The sequence below is a fragment of the Acinetobacter sp. YH12134 genome (assembly GCF_013418555.1).
In the GTDB taxonomy this organism is placed as follows: Bacteria; Pseudomonadota; Gammaproteobacteria; order Pseudomonadales; family Moraxellaceae; genus Acinetobacter; species Acinetobacter indicus.
Window position 1 is genome coordinate 1 of the sequence record NZ_VPBT01000030.1, and the last position, 23,360, is coordinate 23,360.

General features: G+C 46.4%; 16 protein-coding genes and 1 pseudogene. 14 read left to right on the plus strand and 3 right to left on the minus strand.

Annotation, left to right across the window (positions count from 1 at the left end):
* Positions 1–209: 209 nt before the first annotated feature.
* The 3 genes from FTU69_RS13395 (at position 210) to FTU69_RS13400 (ending at position 2,707) form a co-directional block, all read left to right on the plus strand.
* Positions 210–1,424: an MFS transporter gene (locus FTU69_RS13395; protein ID WP_163141599.1), complete on the plus strand. Its 1,215-nt coding sequence runs from the start codon at positions 210–212 to the stop codon at positions 1,422–1,424.
* A complete protein-coding gene (locus FTU69_RS14840; protein WP_005179131.1) occupies positions 1,417–1,551 on the plus strand; it encodes a hypothetical protein in 135 nt (44 codons plus the stop codon). Before FTU69_RS13395 ends, FTU69_RS14840 begins: the two co-directional genes overlap by 8 nt.
* A gap of 190 nt (positions 1,552–1,741) precedes the next feature.
* Entirely contained in the window at positions 1,742–2,707 is a 966-nt protein-coding gene (locus tag FTU69_RS13400; protein ID WP_180104036.1) for a TauD/TfdA family dioxygenase, read from the plus strand.
* Between the two features lie 132 nt (positions 2,708–2,839).
* Here the strand turns inward: FTU69_RS13400 and sthA are convergent, their stop codons facing one another.
* Positions 2,840–4,255 (minus strand): Si-specific NAD(P)(+) transhydrogenase, encoded by a 1,416-nt coding sequence (gene sthA, locus FTU69_RS13405; protein ID WP_005179136.1) that lies wholly within the window; start codon positions 4,253–4,255, stop codon positions 2,840–2,842.
* A 213-nt stretch (positions 4,256–4,468) separates the two neighbouring features.
* Between sthA and lipA the strand changes: the two genes are divergently transcribed.
* The 4 genes from lipA (at position 4,469) to FTU69_RS13425 (ending at position 10,275) form a co-directional block, all read left to right on the plus strand.
* Positions 4,469–5,482, plus strand: coding sequence for a lipoyl synthase (gene lipA / locus FTU69_RS13410; protein WP_005179140.1), 1,014 nt, complete (start codon positions 4,469–4,471; stop codon positions 5,480–5,482).
* A gap of 139 nt (positions 5,483–5,621) precedes the next feature.
* Positions 5,622–6,848, plus strand: a complete 1,227-nt coding sequence (locus FTU69_RS13415; RefSeq protein ID WP_156189253.1) for an acetamidase/formamidase family protein — start codon at positions 5,622–5,624, stop codon at positions 6,846–6,848.
* Between the two features lie 315 nt (positions 6,849–7,163).
* The gene (locus FTU69_RS13420; RefSeq protein ID WP_168396680.1) at positions 7,164–9,737 is read left to right on the plus strand and encodes an acyl-CoA dehydrogenase; all 2,574 of its coding nucleotides are present in this window, start codon (positions 7,164–7,166) and stop codon (positions 9,735–9,737) included.
* Positions 9,738–9,888: 151 nt separating this feature from the next.
* Positions 9,889–10,275, plus strand: a complete 387-nt coding sequence (locus FTU69_RS13425; RefSeq protein WP_104484600.1) for a carboxymuconolactone decarboxylase family protein — start codon at positions 9,889–9,891, stop codon at positions 10,273–10,275.
* Between the two features lie 13 nt (positions 10,276–10,288).
* Here the strand turns inward: FTU69_RS13425 and FTU69_RS13430 are convergent, their stop codons facing one another.
* Entirely contained in the window at positions 10,289–10,549 is a 261-nt protein-coding gene (locus FTU69_RS13430; RefSeq protein WP_005179143.1) for a hypothetical protein, read from the minus strand.
* A 431-nt stretch (positions 10,550–10,980) separates the two neighbouring features.
* Positions 10,981–12,323 (minus strand): annotated as a pseudogene (locus tag FTU69_RS13435) (amidohydrolase).
* A gap of 236 nt (positions 12,324–12,559) precedes the next feature.
* On the opposite strand from FTU69_RS13435, the gene FTU69_RS13440 reads away from it, so the two are divergent.
* From FTU69_RS13440 to FTU69_RS13470, 7 genes are all read left to right on the plus strand, one after another.
* Entirely contained in the window at positions 12,560–13,072 is a 513-nt protein-coding gene (locus tag FTU69_RS13440; RefSeq protein ID WP_156189256.1) for a tetratricopeptide repeat protein, read from the plus strand.
* Positions 13,073–13,406: 334 nt separating this feature from the next.
* Positions 13,407–14,789 carry an adenosylhomocysteinase gene (gene ahcY, locus FTU69_RS13445; protein ID WP_163141589.1) on the plus strand — a complete coding sequence of 461 codons (1,383 nt, stop codon included), beginning with the start codon at positions 13,407–13,409 and terminating at the stop codon, positions 14,787–14,789.
* 190 nt (positions 14,790–14,979) lie between these two features.
* Positions 14,980–15,816, plus strand: coding sequence for a methylenetetrahydrofolate reductase [NAD(P)H] (gene metF / locus FTU69_RS13450; RefSeq protein WP_016659212.1), 837 nt, complete (start codon positions 14,980–14,982; stop codon positions 15,814–15,816).
* Positions 15,817–15,840: 24 nt separating this feature from the next.
* A complete protein-coding gene (locus FTU69_RS13455; protein WP_168384580.1) occupies positions 15,841–16,557 on the plus strand; it encodes a 16S rRNA (uracil(1498)-N(3))-methyltransferase in 717 nt (238 codons plus the stop codon).
* A 160-nt stretch (positions 16,558–16,717) separates the two neighbouring features.
* Complete coding sequence (locus tag FTU69_RS13460) at positions 16,718–19,594, plus strand: EAL domain-containing protein (protein ID WP_180104037.1); 2,877 nt, start codon at positions 16,718–16,720, stop codon at positions 19,592–19,594.
* Between the two features lie 135 nt (positions 19,595–19,729).
* Positions 19,730–22,009, plus strand: coding sequence for an NADP-dependent malic enzyme (locus FTU69_RS13465; protein ID WP_005179160.1), 2,280 nt, complete (start codon positions 19,730–19,732; stop codon positions 22,007–22,009).
* Between the two features lie 89 nt (positions 22,010–22,098).
* A complete protein-coding gene (locus FTU69_RS13470) occupies positions 22,099–23,331 on the plus strand; it encodes a multifunctional CCA addition/repair protein (protein WP_104988381.1) in 1,233 nt (410 codons plus the stop codon).
* Positions 23,332–23,360 lie beyond the last annotated feature (29 nt).

The window sequence follows — 23,360 nt, forward strand, 5'->3', positions numbered from 1 at the left end:
TTGTTCCATTTTAGAGATTTGTTTAAGATAAGATATAACTCATTGAGATGTGTCATAGTATTCGTCGTTAGAAAACAATTATTGTGACATTATTTCAATGAGTTATCTATTTTTGTCGTGTACAGAGCTTTTATTTAATTTTTATTCTATCGCCTCCCGCGCAGCAATCTACTAACATAAGCAGGTCTTTCCTGGCTGCCGGACTTTTTATGTCAGATACCCGTTTTTCCAAAGCCCTGATTTATATGCTGATGGGAAGTGCCATTATTCTGGCGCTGTCATTGGGGGTACGACATGCCTTCGGCCTGTATCTGGTGCCAATGAGCCATGAATTTGGCTGGGGGCATAATGTCTTTAGTCTGGCTATTGCCATGCAAAACCTGATCTGGGGTGCGGTACAACCAATTACCGGCGCCTTTGCCGACAAATATGGCAGTAAAATTGTGGTCGCCGTTGGTGGTGCCTTATATGCACTGGGTTTATTGCTAATGGCGGTCAGCTCGACCGGCTGGCTGCTGAATTTAAGTGCCGGTTTAATTTTAGGTCTGGCGCTCTCTGCCACCTCTTTTCCGATTTTACTGTCCGCAGTTGGCCGTGCAGCCCATCCTTCAAAACGCAGCCTGGCGATGGGGATTGCCAGTGCAGCGGGTTCTTTCGGTCAGTTTATTATGCTGCCGACCACACTGCTGTTATTGCAGAATTTAGGCTGGAAAGGTGCACTGGTGGTTAGTGCCATCTTGATGACCCTGCTGATTCCTTTGGCATGGACCTTAAAAGCACCGATGTATACCGCCCCGAATGCAGCGGCCAACAAACCGCAACCGGCGTTAACATTTAAGCAGATTCTGGTGATTGCCAAAAACCACAAGCCGTTCTGGTTTTTATCGTTGGGCTTTTTTGTCTGCGGCTTTCAGGTGGTGTTTATTGGTATTCATTTGCCGGGTTATTTAATTGATCATGGGTTTAATGCCACCACTGGTACCATCTTCCTGGCCTTAGTCGGTTTATTCAATATTGTCGGCACCTATACGGCTGGCTGGTTGGGCGGCCAATATTCCAAACCGCATTTACTGATGTGGCTGTATGGTCTGCGTGGCCTTGCCATTATCGCCTTTTTACTGTTACCGCTCAGTACTTGGACAATTTATGGCTTTGGTGTCATTATGGGACTGTTATGGTTATCGACCGTGCCACTGACCAATGGCATTGTAGCCAATATGTTCGGGGTGAAATATCTGACCATGCTCAGTGGGATTGTATTCTTCACCCATCAGGTTGGTTCGTTCCTCGGTGGCTGGCTGGGTGGCCTGAACCATGACTTAACCGGTAACTATAATGCCATCTGGATGTTCTCGATTGCGCTAAGTGCTTTTGGCGTCTGGGTACATTTCTTTGTGAATGAACAGGCGGTGGTGCATGACTAATTCAATGTCGCTGTTAAAAATTCTGATTGGCCTGTGCATCATCAGCTTTTTTATTTTATCGCTGCTGTTATGGATGAAAACCCCGCAGCTGTTTGAATACTTTAATCAGGCGTTTTGTGCACATTAATGTTTAAAAAACCGCAGCATCAACAGCAAATTCAGTTATTTGGTTTGCTGTTTTAATTAAAAGAATATAAATCATATATTTAATTATTTTTATAGCCTTTTCATAAGTTTAGAATTTCTTCTGATTTTATTTGGCCTGCGTTTTTTTCTAAATTTTCTTGAAGCAATAACACTGAGAGAAAAACTTAAACATGACCAGTCTGACCCAACTTTCCCAAGCCATTCACCATGCACCGCGCTGGCATCAGGCCAATCAATTCCAGGACGGCAGCGAAATCCGTATTGTTCCACACACTGACCAGGCTCTTGGTGCGGTGGTGTATGGATTAGATGCGCGCAAGGCTCAATCGGGTGAAACCATTTTCCGGCTGAAACAGGCCTTGGCAGAACATTTAGTTTTAATTTTCAAACAGCAACAGCTGGATGATTTACAGTATCTGGCCTTTGCCACCTATTTCGGTTCAATTTTCCGTCCCGCTGCCGACACGCCTGTACTGGCCGCGCAGGATGATAGCGGTGTACCACCCGATATCGTGCCTGTTTCCAATGCAGTAGGACAAGGCGATTATACTGGTCATGGTGAATTAAGCCCGCATGCCGATCATCAATGGACACCGCTGCCCTCCTTTGGCTCTTTGCTCTATGCTATTGAACTGCCACAAAATGGTGGCCAGACCAGCTGGATTAATACCATCAAAGCTTATAATGCCCTAGATGCCGACACTCAGGCACATATCAACCAGCTACAATTAATTACTTACAACCCTTTTGTTCGCCGGCAGAAAACCCAAGCCTCGTCGCAAGACGGCGTTTATGGCAACAGTCCGCTGTATCGCTTTAAAGATCAACCGGTTTTAAGCCATGCCTATCCACATCCTTTGGTGCGCACCCATCCAGAATCCGGGCGTAAAGCTTTGTGGCTCAATACCCATACCGAAGTGGAACTGGAAAACTATGAAGATCAGGCTGGTAGCGAACTGATTACCCAGTTACGTGCCCATCTGCTTCAACCAGAATTTGCCTATGAGCATCAGTGGGAAGTCGGTGATATTGTGTTCTGGGATAATCAGGCCACCCTGCATTCCCGCCGTCCATTTCCGGCCGAACAGCGCCGTCTGTTAAAACGTATCAGCCTTGCCGGAAGCCGACCTTTTTAAGCAGGAACTGAACTAGAGATACTGAATATGCACCCGTGTTCAGGACTTTGACTGCAGGATATTTATCCTTTTCATCCAACCATAAAAAAACCCGCAAACTGTGTTTACGGGTTTTTCAGTATGAGCAACCGCTTAGAACAGACGGTTCATACCATTTAAGGTCGCCACACGATACGCTTCTGCCATCGTTGGATAGTTAAATGTGGTTTCCACAAAATACTTGATGGTATTGTTCGGGCTGTTCATCACCGCCTGACCAATGTGAATAATTTCTGCCGCGTTATTCCCGAAGCAATGTACACCCAATACTTCTAAAGTTTCACGGTGGAACAGAATTTTCAGTTCACCAACCGTATCACCGGTAATTTGCGCACGTGCCAGATGACGGAAAGAAGCCTGACCCACTTCGTACGGAATTTTCTCTTCGGTCAGTTCCTGCTCGGTCTTACCAATTGAAGAAATTTCCGGAATGGTATAAATACCGGTTGGAATATCAGTCACCGGTGCCACATTTTCCTCGCCACTCATGTTGGCACCAGCACAGCGCCCCTGGTCATAGGCAGCAGACGCCAGAGATGGCCAGCCAATCACGTCACCGGCAGCGAAAATATTTTCAACTTCAGTCTGATATTGCTCATTTACAGTCAGCTGACCACGGCTGTTTGGTTTTAAGCCAACATTTTCCAGGCCTAAACCATCGGTATTGCCTGAACGGCCGTTACACCACAAGATGGCATCGGCTTTGATTTTCTTGCCACTTTGCAAATGCAGCACTACGTGATCATCAAAGGTTTCCAAATGATCAATCTGCTCATTGTGACGAATCAACACGCCCTGTTCACGCAAGTGATAGGACAAGGCATCGGAGATTTCATCATCCAGATAGCTGAGCAATTTATGCTGGGTGTTAATCAGGTCGACTTTATGGTCCAGACCAATGAAGATCGAGGCATATTCACAGCCAATGACACCGGCACCATAAATGATGATTTTCTGAATCGAGAAATCCAGATCCAGAATCTTGTCTGAATCGAATACACGTGGATGGTTAAAATCTAAAATTTCTGGACGATACGGACGTGAACCGGTTGCAATCACCAGCTGCTTAAAAATCAGGGTTTCCTTAATGCCTTCCGGACTGAATACCAGCACGGTATTTTTGTCCTGCACATAAGCACGACCGTGATAGATATCAATTTTATTGCGGTCATAGAAGCGCGAGTGGGTATCGACCTGCTGCTGAATCACTTTATGTGCATTACGCAGCACCTGTTTCATGGTGAACTGTTTCCAGTCGCCCACTTTCTGGAACATCGGATCACGCTGGTAACGGATGATGCTGGATACCGTCTGACGCAGCGCCTTACTTGGGATTGTGCCCACGTGAGTACAGTTACCGCCGAGTTGCTCACGCATATCCACCACAGCAACACGCATGCCCGATTTGGCAAGTTTCATTGCTGCGCCTTCACCTGCAGGACCAGAACCTAAGACCACCGCATCATATTTAACGAAAGTTCCGGCAACCACCTCTTTTTTACGTGGCATTCAACGCTCCTTAAACTAATCTATTCTGTTTATATCTCATATGCATATTATGACTGAAAACATCATGATTTTCTGTATTTACCTAGCATATATTGCGTGATAGCCACATTTTTTAAATGAATATCGTTTTTTTCCTATTTGCACCCAAGTCCGTTATAATGGAGGCGCTATTTTTCGAATATCTCCCCCGTCAAAACAGTGGAAAAGTTGAATATGTCTGAAAACCGTAAACCAGAACAGGGTGTTAAACTTCGTGGCGCAGAAAAGGTCGCTCGTATTCCTGTAAAAGTTGTGCCTACGGTTGAAACGCCGCGCAAACCGGACTGGATTCGGGTCAAGATGGCGGCACCAGAAGAAGTTCAACGCATCAAATCGACACTGCGTCAGCAAAAACTGCATACCGTTTGCGAAGAAGCAGCCTGTCCGAACCTGCCAGAATGTTTTGGTGGCGGTACTGCAACCTTTATGATTATGGGTGATATTTGTACTCGTCGCTGTCCGTTCTGTGACGTTGCCCATGGCCGTCCGAATGCGCTTGATCCGGATGAGCCGCGTCATATGGCAGAAACCATTGCCAACTTAGGCCTGAAATATGCGGTCATTACCTCGGTAGACCGTGATGACCTGCTTGATGGCGGTGCACAGCATTTTGTTGACTGTATTAAAGAAGCCCGTGCCTTAAGTCCGAATACCCTGCTGGAAATTCTGGTTCCGGATTTCCGTGGCCGTATGGATATTGCGCTGCGCATTATGACTGAATGTCCGCCAGATGTGTTTAACCACAATATTGAAACCGTGCCACGTTTATATAAAGCCATGCGTCCGGGTTCAGACTATCAGCACTCTTTAAACCTGCTGAAAATGTTTAAAGAATATTGTCCGGAAATTCCAACCAAATGTGGCCTGATGGTCGGTATTGGTGAAACTGAAGAAGAAGTGATTTCATTATTGGATGATCTGAGAGCACATGATGTAGATTATGTGACCATTGGCCAATATTTACAGCCATCGAAACAGCACGCACCAATCGACCGCTTTGTAACGCCAGAAGAATTTGAGCGTTATGCAGAACACGGCCGCAAACTGGGCTTTAAAAATATCTGGTCTGCACCAATGGTGCGTTCAAGTTATTTTGCAGACCGTCAATACTACGGCGAGCCAGTTCCAGCGGTACGTCGCAAGACTGATCCTGCCAAGAAAATTAGTGTACAAACCATCGAAGCATAATCTAAGAAAACTAAGCTTAGAAAATAGGGCCCCGGATTCGGGGCTTTTTTATATTTCTTATTTTAATTTTTGCCCAAATTTAGATTTGGCACGTGACTTGCTACATCCTGCTTATCCTTCACTTTCGATAGGCAGAATCATGTTGAAATATAAAGCCCTTTCATTTGTTATTTGTACTGCACTCAGTGGTGCGGCACAGGCCGAGAATTTTCCCATCCTCAAGCAAATTACTGCTCAGCCTGGCTTGCTCAGTGAAGGAGCGTATCAGGGACATTATTATGTGCCGTCTACCTTAGACACTATTCGCTGGGGTTATCTGCCCAATAAAGATGCCAAGCCTGTGCTGACTGTACCCTCCGGTAGCACTGTGACATTTGACACAGTCTCTCATGAAGGTCTGTTGGAAGATCAGGGCCGTGATGCCGAAAAATACTTTAAATCCAAAGGGGTCAAATCTCAGTATATTCTGGATGAAGCCAAACTGATTAGCCGCTCCGATCTGCAGCATGACTTTCATAAAGATGGGCCACATATTGTGACCGGCCCTGTGGCGATTCAGGGGGCTGAACCGGGAGATGTTCTAAAAGTTGAAGTCATTCAAATACAGCCCCGCGTCCCTTATGGTGTGATTTCCAACCGTCATGGCAAAGGCACACTGGTTGGAGAATATCCGAAACATCCTGCTCAGGCCGATGCATCTCCTGCTCACCCTGAACGCTATGGTAATGTGTCGGTATTTACCCCAATTGAAAAAAATGCCCAAGGTGAATATGAAGGTATCATTCAAACCGGTTCCGGTAAATCTATCCGTTTTCCACTAGCCCCTTTTATGGGCTTAATGGGCGTTGCGGCCAATACCAGTGAGCCGGTCCATTCTGTGCCACCCTCGTTCTATGGTGGCAATATTGACATTAACGAGCTAGGCGCAGGCGCAACCGCCTATTATCCAGTTCAGGTCCCGGGTGCCCTGTTCTATACCGGTGACAGCCATTTTGTCCAAGGCGATGGCGAGGTTGCCTTAACTGCGCTGGAAGGCTCAGCCCGGGCAACACTGAAACTGACCCTGCTAAAAGCGGGTAAAGATAAAATTCCAGGACAATCTGTGCAGCAACCTTTGGCCGAGAATGCCCAATTCTGGATTACACCGGGACTGGATGAAGACTTGGATGAAGCCATGAAAAAATCTACCCGTGAAGCAATTCGCTTTTTAAACAAAGAATACGGGATTGAAGAAGAGCTGGCTTATGCTTACTTAAGTGCTGCGACAGATTTTGAAGTTTCTCAAGTGGTCGATAAAACCAAAGGGATTCATGCCATGATCCGTAAAGCCGACTTTAAAGAGTTTCAACCACAATCTAAAAAATAAAGCGTCTTCTTCACTTGTGCTTCTGGCGGCTGAACCATTCAGCCGCTTTTTTATAACGCTTTCTTTAAAACTAAGTCCTTACTTATCTTCACATTTCGTTGCGCGTTTTTACTTGAATAGCGATCATTTTTCAACCAATCTTCATCCATAGAGTTTGTTTTTAGCAATCGTTTTAATGGTCTTGATATTTAAAAAAACGATACCGACGTTCCAAGAACAGCCTTCACCGGATGACTTCAGACAAAATGAAGCAGCATTTCTTTCATTTTTCCTTGCAGGCACGGTGATGCTGTAGCAGCCGGGAGAAATACAATAATGCTTTTTATACTCAGTATCGTCATTCTTGTTTTTACACTGTGGGCGATTTTCTATTTTCAGCTGTCTCGCAACAGCGGTGCCATGACCCTGATCGCGGTCAGTATTGTCTCTGCCTTTATTAATCCCTGGTCCTTAATTTTAGGCATTCCTTTAATTGTGCTAAGCATAATTGTGATGGTGGATGCCTTGCGCATGAAAATCATCACCCAACCCGCGTATAAGGCTTTGTCACAAGCCATGCCAAGCATGAGCAGCACCGAACGTGAAGCACTGGATGCCGGCACCAGCTGGTGGGAAAAAGAGCTGTTTATGGGTGCGCCCAACTGGGATACCTTTGAGCAATATCCCTATCCTACGCTCAGTGCGGAGGAACAATCCTTTTTAGACAATGAAGTGGAACAGCTGTGCAACATGCTGGATGAATGGGAAATCCATCATAAGCACAAAGATTTATCTCCTGAAACCTGGCAGTTTATTAAAACCCATGGATTTTTGGGCCTGATTATTCCCAAGGAATACGGCGGCAAGGCTTTCAGTTCTTTTGCGCAAAGCCGGATTATGAGCAAAATTGCCTCACGCTCCCTAACTGCCGCGGTCAGCTGTATGGTGCCCAACTCCTTAGGCCCGGGTGAATTGCTGCTGCACTACGGTACCGATGAGCAGAAAAAACGCTACTTGCCCGGTCTGGCCAAAGGCGAAGAAATTCCCTGCTTTGGGCTGACCAGCCCCGAAGCCGGCTCCGATGCTGGTGCCATTCCAGATACTGGCGTGGTCTGTTATGGCCAGTTTGAAGGCCGGCAAGTACTTGGTCTGAAAATGAATTTCTCCAAACGATGGATTACATTGGCGCCCATTGCCACCGTGATTGGTCTGGCTTTTAAACTGTATGATCCGGAAGGCTTACTCGGCGATAAGACTAAAACCGACTACGGCATTACCTGTGCGCTGCTGCCGGCCAATCACGCCGGAGTGAAAGTCGGGCCGCGCCATCATCCCGGTTCACCATTTATGAATGGCACGGTCGAAGGTCAGGATGTGTTTATTCCACTCGACTGGATTATCGGTGGTGTGGAAAATGCCGGTAAAGGCTGGCGCATGTTAATGGAATGTCTGGCCGTCGGTCGCGGGATTTCCTTACCGGCACTGTCAACCGCTGCCGGGGAAATGACCTATTTAAATGTCGGTGCTTTTGCGCGAATCCGCCAGCAATTCAAGTTGTCGGTGGGGAAATTTGAAGGCGTACAGGAAGTCACCAGTGATATTGCCAGTGAAACCTATATGCTGGAAGCCTTTCGCTATCTGGTGACCTGTGGACTGAATCAGGGCGGCAAACCTGCCGTGATGACCGCGATGGCCAAGTACTATGCCACAGAGTCTATGCGCCGTGTGGTTAATCATGGTATGGATGTGGTCGGTGGCCGCGCCATCCAGTTGGGTCCACGGAACTTTCTGGCGCTGACCTATCAGGCCATTCCAGTTTCCATTACCGTTGAAGGGGCCAATATTTTAAGCCGCTCGCTGATGATTTTTGGCCAGGGTTCGATGCGTTGCCATCCGTATTTGTATGAAGAATTACAACTGCTACAAGCCCCTGATAAAGATGCCGCGCTGACACAATTTAATGAACTGTTCTACCATCATCTCGGTTATACCTTTAACCGGACTGCGCGCGCATTTGCCTTTGGCTGGTTTGGCGGTTCATCCGATGCTCCGCAACAAGCCGATGAATTTAGCCGGCCTTATTACAAAACCATCAACCGTTTTAGTGCGGCCTTTGCCCTGACTGCCGATATGTGTCTGGGTTTATTGGCCGGTGATATTAAACGCAAGGAAATGCTATCCGGACGCCTGGCCGATATTCATGCGCAGCTGTTTATTGCCACCGCCATCTTAAAATACTATGCACATGGGCAAAAAACCGCAGATGAGCAACTGCATGCGCAACTGGCTTTAGACAAAGCACTGTTTAATGCACAAGAAGCCTTCTTTGGACTGTTCAATAATTTCCCTATGCAGCTGGCGGCTGGCGTCGTGAAATTGATCTGCTTCCCGTGGGGCCGTGCCTTGCAGCCACCAAGCGATCAGCTGAAACGTGATGTGGCCATGAGCATGATGCAGGACAATGCTTTTCGCCAGCAGCTGAAACAGCATGTTTTCTATAACACGGACCCGGACGATGTCTTTGGCCGGATGGAAAGTACCTTCCAGAGCTTAACCGAGATTGAACCGCTGTGGGATCGCTTTAAAAAAGCTGAAGCCAAAGGCAGTTTTGATGGCCTCAGTTTTGAAGAACACATTGCCGATGCCCTAAATACCGGCGCGATTCAACCCGAAGAAGCTAGCCAGCTACTCAGTTATAACGCGCGGCGCTTTGACAGTATTTTGACCGATATTTTCGATATGCAGCTGGAACAGACCCTGCCACTAGACAATCCGCATTTAATTGAACCTTTAGGTGTCGATACGGAAGCTCATCCTCCGGCAACTTCAGCAGAACCGAAAACCGGTGGCACCGCACAACTGGCCACAGATCATCATAAAGAGGATCCGGAACCGTTTATCCGTTTTTAGTTATATGCTGAATATTGAATAAAGTGGCTTTCGGGCCACTTTTTTATGGACTGGAGACGAGGCTTCTAACAGGCATTCTACGACCATCTTCCAATAGTATAGACTGCATAAGCCGTTAAGCTACATCGAAAACAATATTGAGGGAAACAAGATGTCACAACAAGATTATGACAATGGTTTAAAAGTGCGTACCGAAGTCATGGGTGAAAGTTTTGTGAAACGTGCGCAGGACAATACCGTGCCGTTTACCCAGCCTTTGCAGGACTGGATTAATGAACATGCCTGGGGTTCTACCTGGCAACGTGAAGATGTATTGCCGCGCAAATATCGTTCACTGGTGACAATTGCCTTTTTAACTGCGCTCAAAAGCCCGACTGAATTAAAAGGTCATGTACGCGGGGCTTTAAATAATGGCGCGACAGTGGAAGAAATTCAGGAAGTGCTGCTACATAGCCTGCCCTATTGCGGCGCACCGGCTACGCAAGAGGCCTTCCGTGCGGCGTTAGAAGTCATTCAGGACTATCAGGCCAACTCGTAAATTTCGAACGGGTTTAAATCCAGTACACATTAAAGCTGTAAAAGAATTCACTGACTTCAAAACGTACCTGATAACCAAGCTGGGTCAGTTCGGCAGAGAGATTGCGAATTTCTTCCAAAGGCAAATGTTTGGGCAATACCGTAAATACTGCAGTGTTGCCCTGCTTGGCATTCTCTTCAATTAAACTGGCTAAACGCGCTTTATACAGGTTGATGTCCAGATTGGCATGCGCCGAAAGCACTTTTGCATCTTCTGCGGTTAGAAAGTTCACCATTTTTTTCTTCTCTTTTTTTGTTCCGTTGTATGGGTCTAACTTAAAAAATGCTACGGCTCCGCTCAACTCTATTTTTGTAAGTAATTTAAATTAAAGATGAATTGGTTTACATCGACTGCTGTTATCCATCCTCTGATAAATCAAAAACTCCCTTATCCTGGTTTTCTCTCTAAGTCATAACAGACGCAAACAAGGAATATTTAATCTTCATTTTATAATTAACGCATGATCAGGTTCTGAGAGGTAAAAGAGATTAAATAACTTAGGCTATTTTGATATATGGGTTCCGTTAAACTTCCATCGTTATTACCTAACTCTCTCCTGCTCAATTTTATATTTCAAAGCGGATATTTGATTGTTCTATCTATGAGCCATAAAAAACGGAGCCGATTTGCTCCGTTTTTCTCTTGAGTTTTATAGGTTCAAGACCATTATTTTTTAGCCTTCCATGCACTTTGTACCTGGCTGGCAACTTTTGGATAATCCAGAATAAAACGCATATGCGACTCTACCCCGGTTTTTAAGGTTTTATCATCGACAATAAAGTACGGGTTATGGTTCGGTGCGGCTTTACTCATATCCTGATCAGCTGGTGTCGCACCCAGGAATACAAATAAAGATGGCATCAGCTGGCCATAATAAGAAAAGTCTTCACTGGCGCTCTGGTTATGTTCTAAAACATGCGCCTTACCTTCACCCGCGGCCTGAATTAAAGATGGCGCCATCAATTCAGTCAGGGTTTTATCATTGGTTGTGACCGGTGCATACGGTGAAATTTCCACTTTGGCTTTTACATCATTGGCTTGCGCGGTGTGATCAATCATGGTTGGCAGGTTTTTGTAGATGCTTTGACGGATATCTTCATGATTGGAACGAATGGTTCCGATCATCGAAACCTGTTCAGGCAAGATATTACCACTGGTACCACCCTGAATCTGCCCGATACTGACCACGCCCATGCCTTTACTCAAGTCGGCACGGCGCGACACCATGGTCTGTAAATTCTGGATAATATCAGCCGCGGCGACAATAGAATCACGTCCTTTCCACGGCATGGAACCATGTACCTGCTGACCGGTTAAAGTCACTCGAATATTGTCGGCACTGTTTAAAGCCACACCATCTTTATAGAAAATATTGCCACTTGGTATACCTGCCATCACGTGCATCCCAAAAATCACTTCAGGTTTTGGATTATTCAGCGCGCCATCGGCAATCATTTTACGTGCACCGACCTGATCACCATTCAGGAAGTTATCAATATCGGCACCACCTTCTTCCGCAGGCTGAAATACAAAGACCACGGTACCGGCAATTTTATCTTTATTCTCTGCCAATGCTTTAGCCGCACCTAATAGCATGGCAGTGTGGGTATCATGTCCGCAGGCATGTGCGACCGGTGTTTCTGCACCCTGATAAATACCTTTGGCTTTACTGGCAAAAGGCACTTGGGCTTTTTCTTCCATCGGTAAGGCATCTATATCGGCACGCAAGGCCATAATCGGGCCCGGTTTTGCACCTTTTAATACGCCAATCACACCGGTTTTGGCAAAGCCTTTTTTCACTTCAATGCCGTAAGAACGTAATTCTTTTTGCACCAGTTCCGACGTTTTAAATTCCATATTGCCAAGTTCAGGATTGGCTTGAATATGATGACGCAATTGAATGGTATGCTGCTCGACTTTTGTAGGGCATCATCCACCCAATCTGCAAAAGCAAACTGAGAGATACTCATGGCCAACCCCAAGCTAAGACAGGTTTTAGTGAGCTGCATAGAAACTCTATTTTTATAACCGTTTAAAATCTTATCTTCGGAGAATTTAGGGTTAAAATACAAGGCTATTGTTGTAATTTTATATAGTAATTTGCACTATACTTGATATTTTAAAAGTTGAAAATTACCACAATTTAGCGAGCAATTTTGCGCTATGACTCAAAACATTTCATTTCAGATTGGCTTTTTTCCGGCAGACCTTTTAGGCTTATAGCAAATATTTTCTGGATATGACCATGTCGGACGCCATCACTGTTCCTCCCGCCCTGATTAACCGTGCGCTTGCAGGCCAAGCCGATGCCCAGTTTGAGCTGGCTGAATTGTATATGCAAAGCGAGCATGAAGATGACAACCTGCTGGCTGAAGAATGGGCCTTAAAAGCCGCTGAAAATGGTCACTTGGAAGCCATGTACTGGTTGGGCGAAGGCTATACCGTCTATGCCAAAGACGTGCAGGAAGATGATCCTGAAGATTCCAAAACTCACTTTGAGTTAGCCTATTACTGGTTGAAACAAGCAAGCGAACAGAAACATGCAGGCGCAATTCTGGAGCTGGCTGGCTATTATCGTCGTGGGAATGTGGTAGAAAAAGATATTCCGACCTCGGTAAATTTGGTTCAGCAAGCCGCTGAACTGGGCGATGCACAGGCCATGCGTGATTTGGCCTGTATTTATGAACATGGCCTGGGAGTCGAAATTAATGAAGCACAGGCAGATTACTGGGCCGAAAAAGCCAAAGCTGCCGAGTAACCCACTCAATCCGATAAAAAGCTCATCAGATGATGGGCTTTTTTTAGATTGATGCATGGAGATAGACGCTGGATTAGCCGGAATTTTTAATTGTTTTGGAGATCAAAGAACACTACAGCGAGAAACCGGAACAGTTTAGCCAGATATTCAACAATTTCAGATTGGAACTCTGGGCAATTTCCAAGTACAATACTGCGCTAGTCGAGGGATGCTGCGACGTTTTACAGGTACGAAATGTAAAAGCGCTAGGCTCGACCATCGGTCAAACATCCGCTTTGATCAACAACGGCATCCGCGAACTGAATGATCAATTGTTTTTATTAAGGAGATCGTGATGAACGCGGTTAATGCTTCATTTACAGATTATAAAGTTGCTGATATTTCACTGGCTGACTACGGCCGTAAAGAAATCAAACTTGCAGAAGCTGAAATGCCAGCCCTGATGGGTCTGCGTAAACGCTACTCTGCGGCTAAACCACTTGCTGGTGCTAAAATTTTGGGTTGTATCCACATGACAATCCAAACAGCTGTTCTGATCGAAACTTTGGTTGAACTTGGCGCTGAAGTACGCTGGACCTCTTGTAACATCTTCTCGACTCAAGACCACGCTGCTGCTGCCATTGCTGCGTCTGGTGTTCCTGTGTTCGCTTGGAAAGGTGAAACTGAAGAAGAATACGTGTGGTGCTTAGAGCAACAAATTAACGTGAATGGCACGCCTTGGGATGCCAACATGATTCTGGACGATGGCGGTGACTTAACTGCACTTGTTCACGAAAAATACCCAGAAGTTTTGGCGAAAATCCACGGTATTACTGAAGAAACCACCACAGGTGTACAACGTCTGCTTGAAATGTGGAAAGACGGTTCTCTGAAAGTACCTGCAATCAATGTAAACGATTCAGTAACCAAGTCTAAAAACGACAACAAATACGGTTGCCGTCACTCACTCAACGATGCCATCAAACGTGCAACCGATATGCTTTTATCTGGTCGTCGTGCGCTGGTCATTGGTTACGGTGACGTAGGTAAAGGTTCTGCGCAATCACTTCGTCAAGAAGGCATGATCGTACGTGTTTCTGAAATCGATCCTATCTGTGCAATGCAAGCCTGCATGGACGGTTATGAAGTGGTTTCTCCATACAAAAATGGTGTTCAAACCGGCAAGAAAGAAGACGTTAACGCTGACCTTCTTTTAAACACTGACCTGATCGTAACAACAACGGGTAACTACCACGTTTGTGACGCTGCCATGCTGGATACATTAAAAGCAGGTGCTGTGGTTTGTAACATCGGTCACTTTGACACTGAAATCGACACCAACTACCTACGTGGTTACAAGTGGGTTGAAGTGAAACCTCAAGTTCACCAGGTGTATCGTTCAGAAAATGAAAACGATTACCTGATCCTGCTGTCTGAAGGTCGTTTAGTGAACCTGGGTAACGCAACAGGTCACCCATCACGCGTGATGGACGGTTCATTTGCCAACCAGGTTTTAGGTCAAATGCACTTGTTCGCTGAGAAATTTGCTGATCTTCCTGAAGATCAAAAACAAGCCGCGATTCGCGTTGAACTGCTTCCGAAGAAATTGGACGAAGAAGTTGCAGCTGCAATGGTTGCAGGTTTTGGCGGCGTTCTGACGCAATTGACGCAAGAACAAGCGGACTACTTAGGTGTAGCGGTTGAAGGTCCGTTTAAATCGGATGCTTATAAATATTAATTAGCCCTCACCCCATCCCTCTCCCATAGGGAGAGGGTGAACTCTCAAATCATTTACATTACGAGTTTTACTTGTGAAATTTAAGTAATTTGAGCCAAGACTCTGCGTTATTCAGTAATGAATACTCCTCTCCCTTTGGGAGAGGTCAGGGAGAGGGTGAATAAAAAGTATTTATAAAAAGGATTTCAACATGTCAAAACAGATTCCGATTTCATTCGAGTTCTTCCCAACCAAAACTGATGCCGGTGCAGAAAAACTCAAGACCGTACACCAAGAGCTTCAGCTTTTAAATCCAGAATTTTTCTCGGTGACCTATGGCGCTGGTGGTTCAACTCGTGAACGTACCTTATCGACCATTAACGACTTCAATGGCAAAGGCACACCGGTTGCGCCTCACCTGTCTTGTATTGGTGATGATAAAGCCCGTATTGCCGAATTGCTGGACCTGTACAAATCACAAGGTATTGACCGTATTGTGGCACTGCGTGGTGACTTGCCATCCGGTCAGGTTGGCTTGGGTGAATTGCCATATGCACAGGATCTAGTCCGCTTTATTCGTGAACATTCCGGTGATCATTTCCATATTGAAGTGGCTGCCTATCCGGAAATGCACCCACAAGCGGAAAGCTTTGATAAAGATATTCAGCATTTTGTTGAAAAAGTAAATGCCGGCGCCAATGCAGCCTTAACGCAATTCTTTTTCAATCCGGATGCCTACTTCTACTTTGTTGAGCGTATTCAGCAAGCCGGTGTCAATATTCCAGTGGCGCCGGGTATTATGCCAATTACCAATGCCAGCAACCTGATTCGCTTTGCCGATAGTACTGGTGCTGAAATTCCACGCTGGATTCGCAAGCAACTGGCGACATATGGTGATGACACGGCATCGATTAAAGCCTTCGGTCATGAAGTGGTGCTGAAATTCTGTGAACGCCTGATTGCAGGTGGTGCGCCAAGTCTGCACTTCTACACCATGAACAATACCGAGCCTACCCGTCAGCTTGTGACTGATCTTGGTTTAGCCTAATTTTCTTTTTGCGAGTTGTACTTTATGCCACGTTTTTATATTGAAGCTGAATTAACGGTTGAGACGCAGCTCGCGCTGACCGAAACCGTGTTTCACCATTGGTGTAAAGTACTGCGTGCACAAGTGGGCGACACAGCCACCCTGTTCAATGGACAAGGTGGCGAATATGAAGTGACCCTTACCGACGTCCAGAAAAAAATAGCAACGGTGATGGTCAACAGCTTTAATCCGGGCAACCGTACACCTAAATTCAAAGCCCTGCTCGGTCAGGTGATGAGTAAGGGCGACCGGATGGATTATGCCATTCAAAAAGCTGTGGAACTCGGCGTTTCCGAGATTCAGCTCCTCACCTCTGAACGCTGTGAAATGCGTCTAAAATATGACCGTGACCAGAAAAAACTGGATCACTGGCAAGGTATCGCCATTGCTGCTTGTGAGCAATGTGGGTTAAATATTGTGCCTAAAATTCTCCCGCCGATGCCGCTGGAAAAATGGCTCGACACCAATCTGCCAGCGACTAAACTGGTATTAGCACCCAACAAAGATGAAGTGAATGTCTTACACAATGCCACGCCAGAACTTGCCCTGTTAATTGGGCCTGAAGGCGGCCTGAGCGAGGCTGAAATCAGTAGCGCAAATACGAAAGGTTTTGTGAACTGGTGTATAGGCGAGCGCGTGTTAAGAACTGAAACTGCGCCTGTGGTCGCACTTTCTATTTTAAATTTTAACTTCAGCGTGTAATTCGTCTTATTTTTAGCTGAATGCTGAGTCAGATGATTGCTTTTTTAAAGTTTACTGACTAATCTCAAAATATTATTTTACAATTTCACCTAATATCAGGTTATTCATAAAATAAAATGGATTTTTACATACTCTGTAATTTATAGGGTTTTGGGGATATATGTCAGACCATCAGGATGAGCTCATGGAGCAGTATTTGTATGCTGCCCAAATCACCAATACAATCCGGCTGATGCGCTTCTTTTTGCTGAGCATCCTCATTCTCTGTTTTTATATTTATTTTATTTTTCACTATTCTTTTAATTTTTCAACTTTCGCATTTAATGCCTGGTTCCTGCTGAGTGAACTGGGGCTGGCCGGCTGCCTGTTCTTTAATGAAATGCGCTTTAAGCCCGGTCAATACAGTATTCAAATGGCACATCGCTGGATCAAGCTGGTATGCCTGCTGGTTGGTATTAGCCTGGGTATTGGCATTGCCCTGCTGTACTATTTCCTGCCGAAGTACAGTCTGGAGATGAGTACCTATCAGGCCATTATTCTGGCGGCTTTGCTGGTGATTATTAGCCAGACCTTTGCCCTCACCTTTTTAACCCAGCGCCTGAGCTATTTTTCGCTGGTATTTATTCCGGCCATTGCGCCGTATTTAATTTCCCCACTGTTCTTTTACAGCAACACTGAACCGCTGTTTTATCTGGCCACCAACTTTGCCTTAATCTGTCTGCTGATTTGTGCCAACACTTCCATGCACATGCATCGCCGGCTATCCAGTGTCTATTTCAAGAATAATCAGCTCAAGAAGCAGGCCGAACAGCAAGTGGCTTGGACCGACCAGCTGTGCCAGCAACTGCAAACGGAGATGAACCGTTCCAAGGACATTGAGCAGCAGCTGCAGTTTAATAACCAGATGCTGGAACAGAAAGTGAAAGAACGGACCTTTGATCTGGAGCAAATCCATAAAGCCCTGCAAGATCAACAGGCCAATCTGGTACTGGCGCATGAAGTGGCCGGGCTAAAACCGTGGGATTGGGATATCAAGCATCGCCTGATTACCCTGACCAATGAACACCAGCAGCTGAAAATGTCCGGCTCTAAAGCCCATCATCACAAACTGCAGCAACTAATTCACCCGGATGATCTGGCGCATTTTCGTAACACCATGAAGCAGCATCTGCGTGGCCAGACCGACCGCTATGAAGTGACCTACCGGGTACAGCAAAGCAATGGTAAATGGGTCTGGGTACATGATGTCGGCCGTGTGATTGAGTGTGACCCTGAAACCCGGCGTCCATTACGCATGGTCGGTATCCGCCGTGACATCCATCAGGAAAAAACTGATCAGGAACGCCTGAAACTGACCGCCAGCGTACTACAGCAGGCAGCGGAAGGGATTTTTATTCTGAATGAGGACCTGCGTTATATTGAGGTCAACCCGTGCTTTGAACAGCTGACCGGCTTTAGTCGCGAGCAGATTATTGGCAAGCATCTGTTTGATATTTCCAGCAAATACAAATCGCGGCAGCGCAGTATGCACAATGCCATCGTCAAGCAACTGCTCAAAGAAGGCGAATATGATGGCGAAATGGATGAAAAATATCTGTCGGGCAAAGAGCTGACCATCCGCCTGCACATGAATACCGTCAGCAACGAACAGAACCGTTCTACCCATTATGTCGGAATTGTCTCAGATTTAACCGAACGCCGCCGGCAGGAACAGCGCCTGTCCTATCTGGAAAATTATGACACGCTGACCGATCTGCCTAACCGGTTTTATTATAACTATCAGCTGCATCAGTATCTGGTGTCCCATCAGGATTCGATTAAACAGCTGGCAGTGATTCGCCTGAACATCGACCGGTTCCGGGTGCTGAATGAATATTTAAGCCATAATGGCGGCGATGAACTGCTAAGACAGGTGGCACAGCGTTTACGCCTCATTAATGCCGAAGCGCTGTTGGTGGCGCATTTAAATGGCGATGACTTTGCCATTATTTATGAGCTGTCACATATTCGCCCATCGGTGCAGCAGCATTGCGAACGTATTACCAAAGCCTTCTCAGCGCCGTTTAATATCCAGGGTCAGGACCATATTATTACCCTGTCGATGGGCGTGTCTTTATATCCTGAACATGGCCGGCAGCTGGATTATTTAAACAACTGTGCCGAACAGGCGCTGTCGGAAGCCAAGCGTCTGGGCGGCAATACCACCAAATACTATTCGCTGGAAACCACCAAGCTGTTAGAGCAGGACGTGCATATTGAACGGGATTTACGTCAGGCCATTAAAAATGATGAGCTGATCGTCTATTACCAGCCAAAAATCAATTTCCATGATCAGCAGGTCTCCGGTTTTGAAGCCTTGGTACGCTGGAACCATCCGGAAAAAGGCCTGATTCCACCCGGCTTATTTATTCCAATTGCCGAGCAAACCAGCCTGATTTCAGAGATTGGCCATATCGTAATTCAGCAAACCGCCAAGCAGATTCGGGACTGGCAGGCACTGGGCTTTGATAACATCCGGGTTTCGGTCAATATTGTGGCGCAGCAGCTACAACGCGGACATTTGCTGGAAGATATTGATGAGGCGCTCAATACCTATCATATTTCCGGTGAAAGCCTGGAACTGGAAATTACTGAATCGTCGTTGCTGGAAAATACCGACGAGGTCAAATATATTCTGGAAGAAATCAAGAAGCGCCATATTCATATTTCGCTGGATGATTTTGGTACCGGTTATTCTTCCCTCTCTTACTTAACCGATTTTCCTATAGATGTTTTAAAGATCGACCGCAGCTTTGTGTCCAAGATTGGCCACAGCAAGCAGGAAGCCATTGTCAGTGCCATGATTGCCATGGGCAAAGCCATGGGCATGACCATTGTCGCTGAAGGTATTGAAACTGAACATCAACTTCAGTACCTCAGAAAGCTCGATTGCGACATCGCCCAGGGCTTTTTATTCTCCAAACCGCTGCCACAACAGGATGCGACCCGCTTCCTGAGTGAAAAAATGCAGACACCACTTATTGTTAGTGAATCTTAATCTATAGCTTAAACTTCTAAGTTTGTTCTAAAAATGCGCAGCTTTGACTGTGCTTAGTGCGTAAGTAATGGTATATTCGAGCAGATTTAGCACAAACCGCCAGCATCGCTGGACACAGTAACATACGAGATTCAGATGGACGATCAATCATTAAAACAGCAGGCTTTGTATTATCACGAATTTCCTACTCCAGGTAAAATCAGCGTTACCCCAAGTAAGCAGCTGGTCAACCAACGTGACTTAGCGCTTGCATACTCACCTGGTGTCGCGGCACCATGTTTAGAGATTGAACGAGATCCTTCTACTGCAGCACTGTATACAGCACGTGGCAACCTGGTTGCCGTGGTGAGTAACGGTACCGCTGTACTAGGTTTAGGGAACATCGGTCCTTTAGCGTCTAAACCGGTTATGGAAGGTAAAGGCGTTCTGTTCAAGAAATTCGCCGGCGTCGATGTATTTGACATCGAAATCGCTGAAAATGATCCAGACAAAATCGTTGATATCGTTGCTGCACTCGAACCAACCTTTGGCGGGATTAACCTTGAAGACATCAAGGCACCAGAATGCTTCTACATTGAGCAAAAACTGCGTGAACGCATGAACATTCCGGTGTTCCATGATGACCAGCATGGTACGTCAATTATCGTCGGTTCTGCGCTGCTGAATGCGCTACAACTGAACGGCAAAAACATTGCCGAAATCAAGATTGTGGCTTCAGGTGCCGGTGCTGCTGCCCTGTCGTGCCTGGACCTGCTTTGTGCCCTGGGTGCGAAAAAAGAAAATATTATTGTGGCGGACTCACGCGGTCTATTGACCACCAAACGTGAAGGTCTGGACGAGTCGAAAAAACGCTACGTACAGGATATTGAAGCAACCCAACTGGCCGATGTAATTGCCGGTGCCGATATGTTCCTCGGTCTCTCTGCTGCCGGTATTCTGACCAAAGAAATGGTCAAGCAGATGGCGGCTAATCCAATCATCTTCGCTCTGGCTAACCCGGACCCGGAAATTCTGCCTGAACATGCCCACGAAGTACGTGATGATGTGATTATGGCAACTGGACGTTCTGACTATCCGAACCAGGTGAATAACGCGCTGTGCTTCCCGTACATCTTCCGTGGTGCGCTAGATGTCGGTGCAACCACCATTAACGAAGAAATGAAAATTGCCTGCGTACACGCGATTGCACGTATGGCGCACGTAGAAGCAGATGCGGCATCCTATGGTGAGAAATCTGCTTCATTTGGTCGTGACTATTTAATTCCACGTCCGCTTGATCAGCGTCTGATTCTTGAAATTGCTCCAGCGGTTGCCAAAGCAGCGATGGATTCAGGCGTGGCAACACGTCCAATTCAGGACTTCTCGGCTTATCATCAACGTCTGTCAGAGTTTGTATATAACTCTGCGTTTATGATGAAACCAATTTTTGCGCAGGCGAAAACCGATCCGAAACGCATTGCCTATGCAGAAGGCGAAGACTTACGCGTTTTACGTGCAGTACAAATTGCAGTGGACGAAGGTCTGGCACAACCGATTCTGGTGGGTCGTACCGCGGTTATTGAAGCGAATATCAAGAAACTGGGCTTACGTCTGGAACATGGTGTGAATATCACTATTGTTGATCAGGAGAAAAACCCGGATTACGAAAAATTCGCTGATGATTACTACAGCATCATGCAGCGTAAAGGTGTAACGCCTGAATATGCGCAGCGTGAAGCACGTCGCCGTTCGACTCTAATTGCCGCAATGCTGGTGAAACACGGTCTGGCTGACGGTATGTTATGTGGTACTTATTCAAGCTACGACATTCACTTAGACTTCGTCAGCAATATTATTGGTCTGAAAGAAGGTCACAATACTTTCTTCACTCTGAATGCGCTGATGCTGGAAGATCGTAACCTGTTTATTGCCGACACTTACATCAACCGTAATCCGACAGCTGAACAGCTGGCTGAAATGACCATTCTGGCCGCTGAAGAAGTACGCCGTTTTGGTGTAACACCACGTATTGCCCTGCTGTCGCATTCAAGCTTTGGTTCAGACCAGAACGATGCCAGCGCGCAAAAAATGCGTAAAGTGTTTGATATTCTGTCTGAGATTGCACCAGAACTTGAAGTGGAAGGTGAAATGCATGGTGATGCGGCACTGGACGAAAATATTCGCCATTTCGCATTCCCGAACTCACGTTTCAAAGGTTCAGCTAACCTGCTGATTATGCCGAACCTGGATGCAGCCAATATTTCGTTTAACCTGTTGAAATCGACTTCAGGCAGCAACGTGACCATTGGTCCAATCTTGCTGGGCGCAGCGAAACCGGTACATATTTTAACGCCAACAGCGACTACCCGTCGTGTGGTGAATATGACTGCGTTAACCGTGGCAGAAATTCAGCAAGCGGAACAAGACGCGCTATAAAAACTGAATGCCGAGTGAAAAGCTCGGCATTCTGACTTGAGAAAACCTCTATTCTGTTGCATGATGACCTCAAGAATAGAGGTTTTTTCATGCAAGTTTATTTAGTAGGCGGTGCGGTGCGAGATCATTTGCTGGGGCACCCCTATCACGAAAAAGATTATGTTGTTGTCGGGGCAACACCCGAACAGCTTCTGGCCCAAGGCTATCAGCCCGTGGGCAAAGATTTCCCTGTGTTTTTACATCCTGAATCAAAAGAAGAATATGCACTGGCCCGTACCGAACGTAAAGCCGGCCAGGGCTATCATGGTTTCGAGTTTTATACTGCACCCAATGTCACGCTGGAAGAAGATTTAATCCGTCGTGACCTGACCATTAATGCCATGGCCATGGATGAAAACGGTCAGGTCTATGACCCTTATGGTGGACAGCAGGATCTGGCGCAAAAAGTGCTGCGTCATGTTTCCGATGCCTTTGTTGAAGATCCTTTACGTGTACTCAGAATTGCCCGTTTTGCTGCGCGTTATAAAGCACTGGGCTTTCGTGTGGCCGATGACACCCTGACCCTGATGCGCACGCTGGCAGCATCTGGCGAGCTGGATACCTTAACCCCGGAACGGGTCTGGAAAGAAACTGCACGTGCCCTACAGGAAGATCATGCCGATGAATACTTTGAAGTGCTGCGTCGCTGCGGTGCCTTAAAAGTCTTGTTCCCGGAAATTGATGCCCTGTTTGGGATTCCGCAGCGCCCGGAATATCACCCGGAAATTGACTGCGGCGTGCATACCTTAATGTCCCTGCAACAGGCCTGCCGCCAGAATTACAGTCTGGATGTTCGTTTTGCCGTGCTGGTACATGACTTGGGCAAAGCCCTGACCCCGGCCGATGAATTACCGCGTCATATCATGCATGAAGAACGTGGTATTCAGCCGGTTACTGACCTGTGTGACCGCCTGAAAGTGCCGACCTATACCAAACAGCTGGCACTGGCGGTGTGTAAGGAACATTTAAAATGCCATCAGGCCCTGACCTTAAAACCGGGCACCTTATGGCGTCTGTTACAACGTCTGGATGTGTTGCGTCGTCCGGAACGGGTAGAAGCCTTTGTCCAGGCCTGTGAATGTGATTCGCGTGGCCGTTTAGGCATGGAAGATCGGGACTATCCGCAGGCCGATTATGTGCTAAAAGCCATGCAGGTAGTACGCGGCATTAAAGCGCAGGATTTACCACCTGAGATTAAAGGTCCGGATATTGGTGAAATGCTGATTCAGCGCCGTATTAAAGCCATTGAAGTGCTGAAAGCAGAATATACTGCCGCAAGCTAAAATTGAGTCATAAAATTAAAAATACCCGT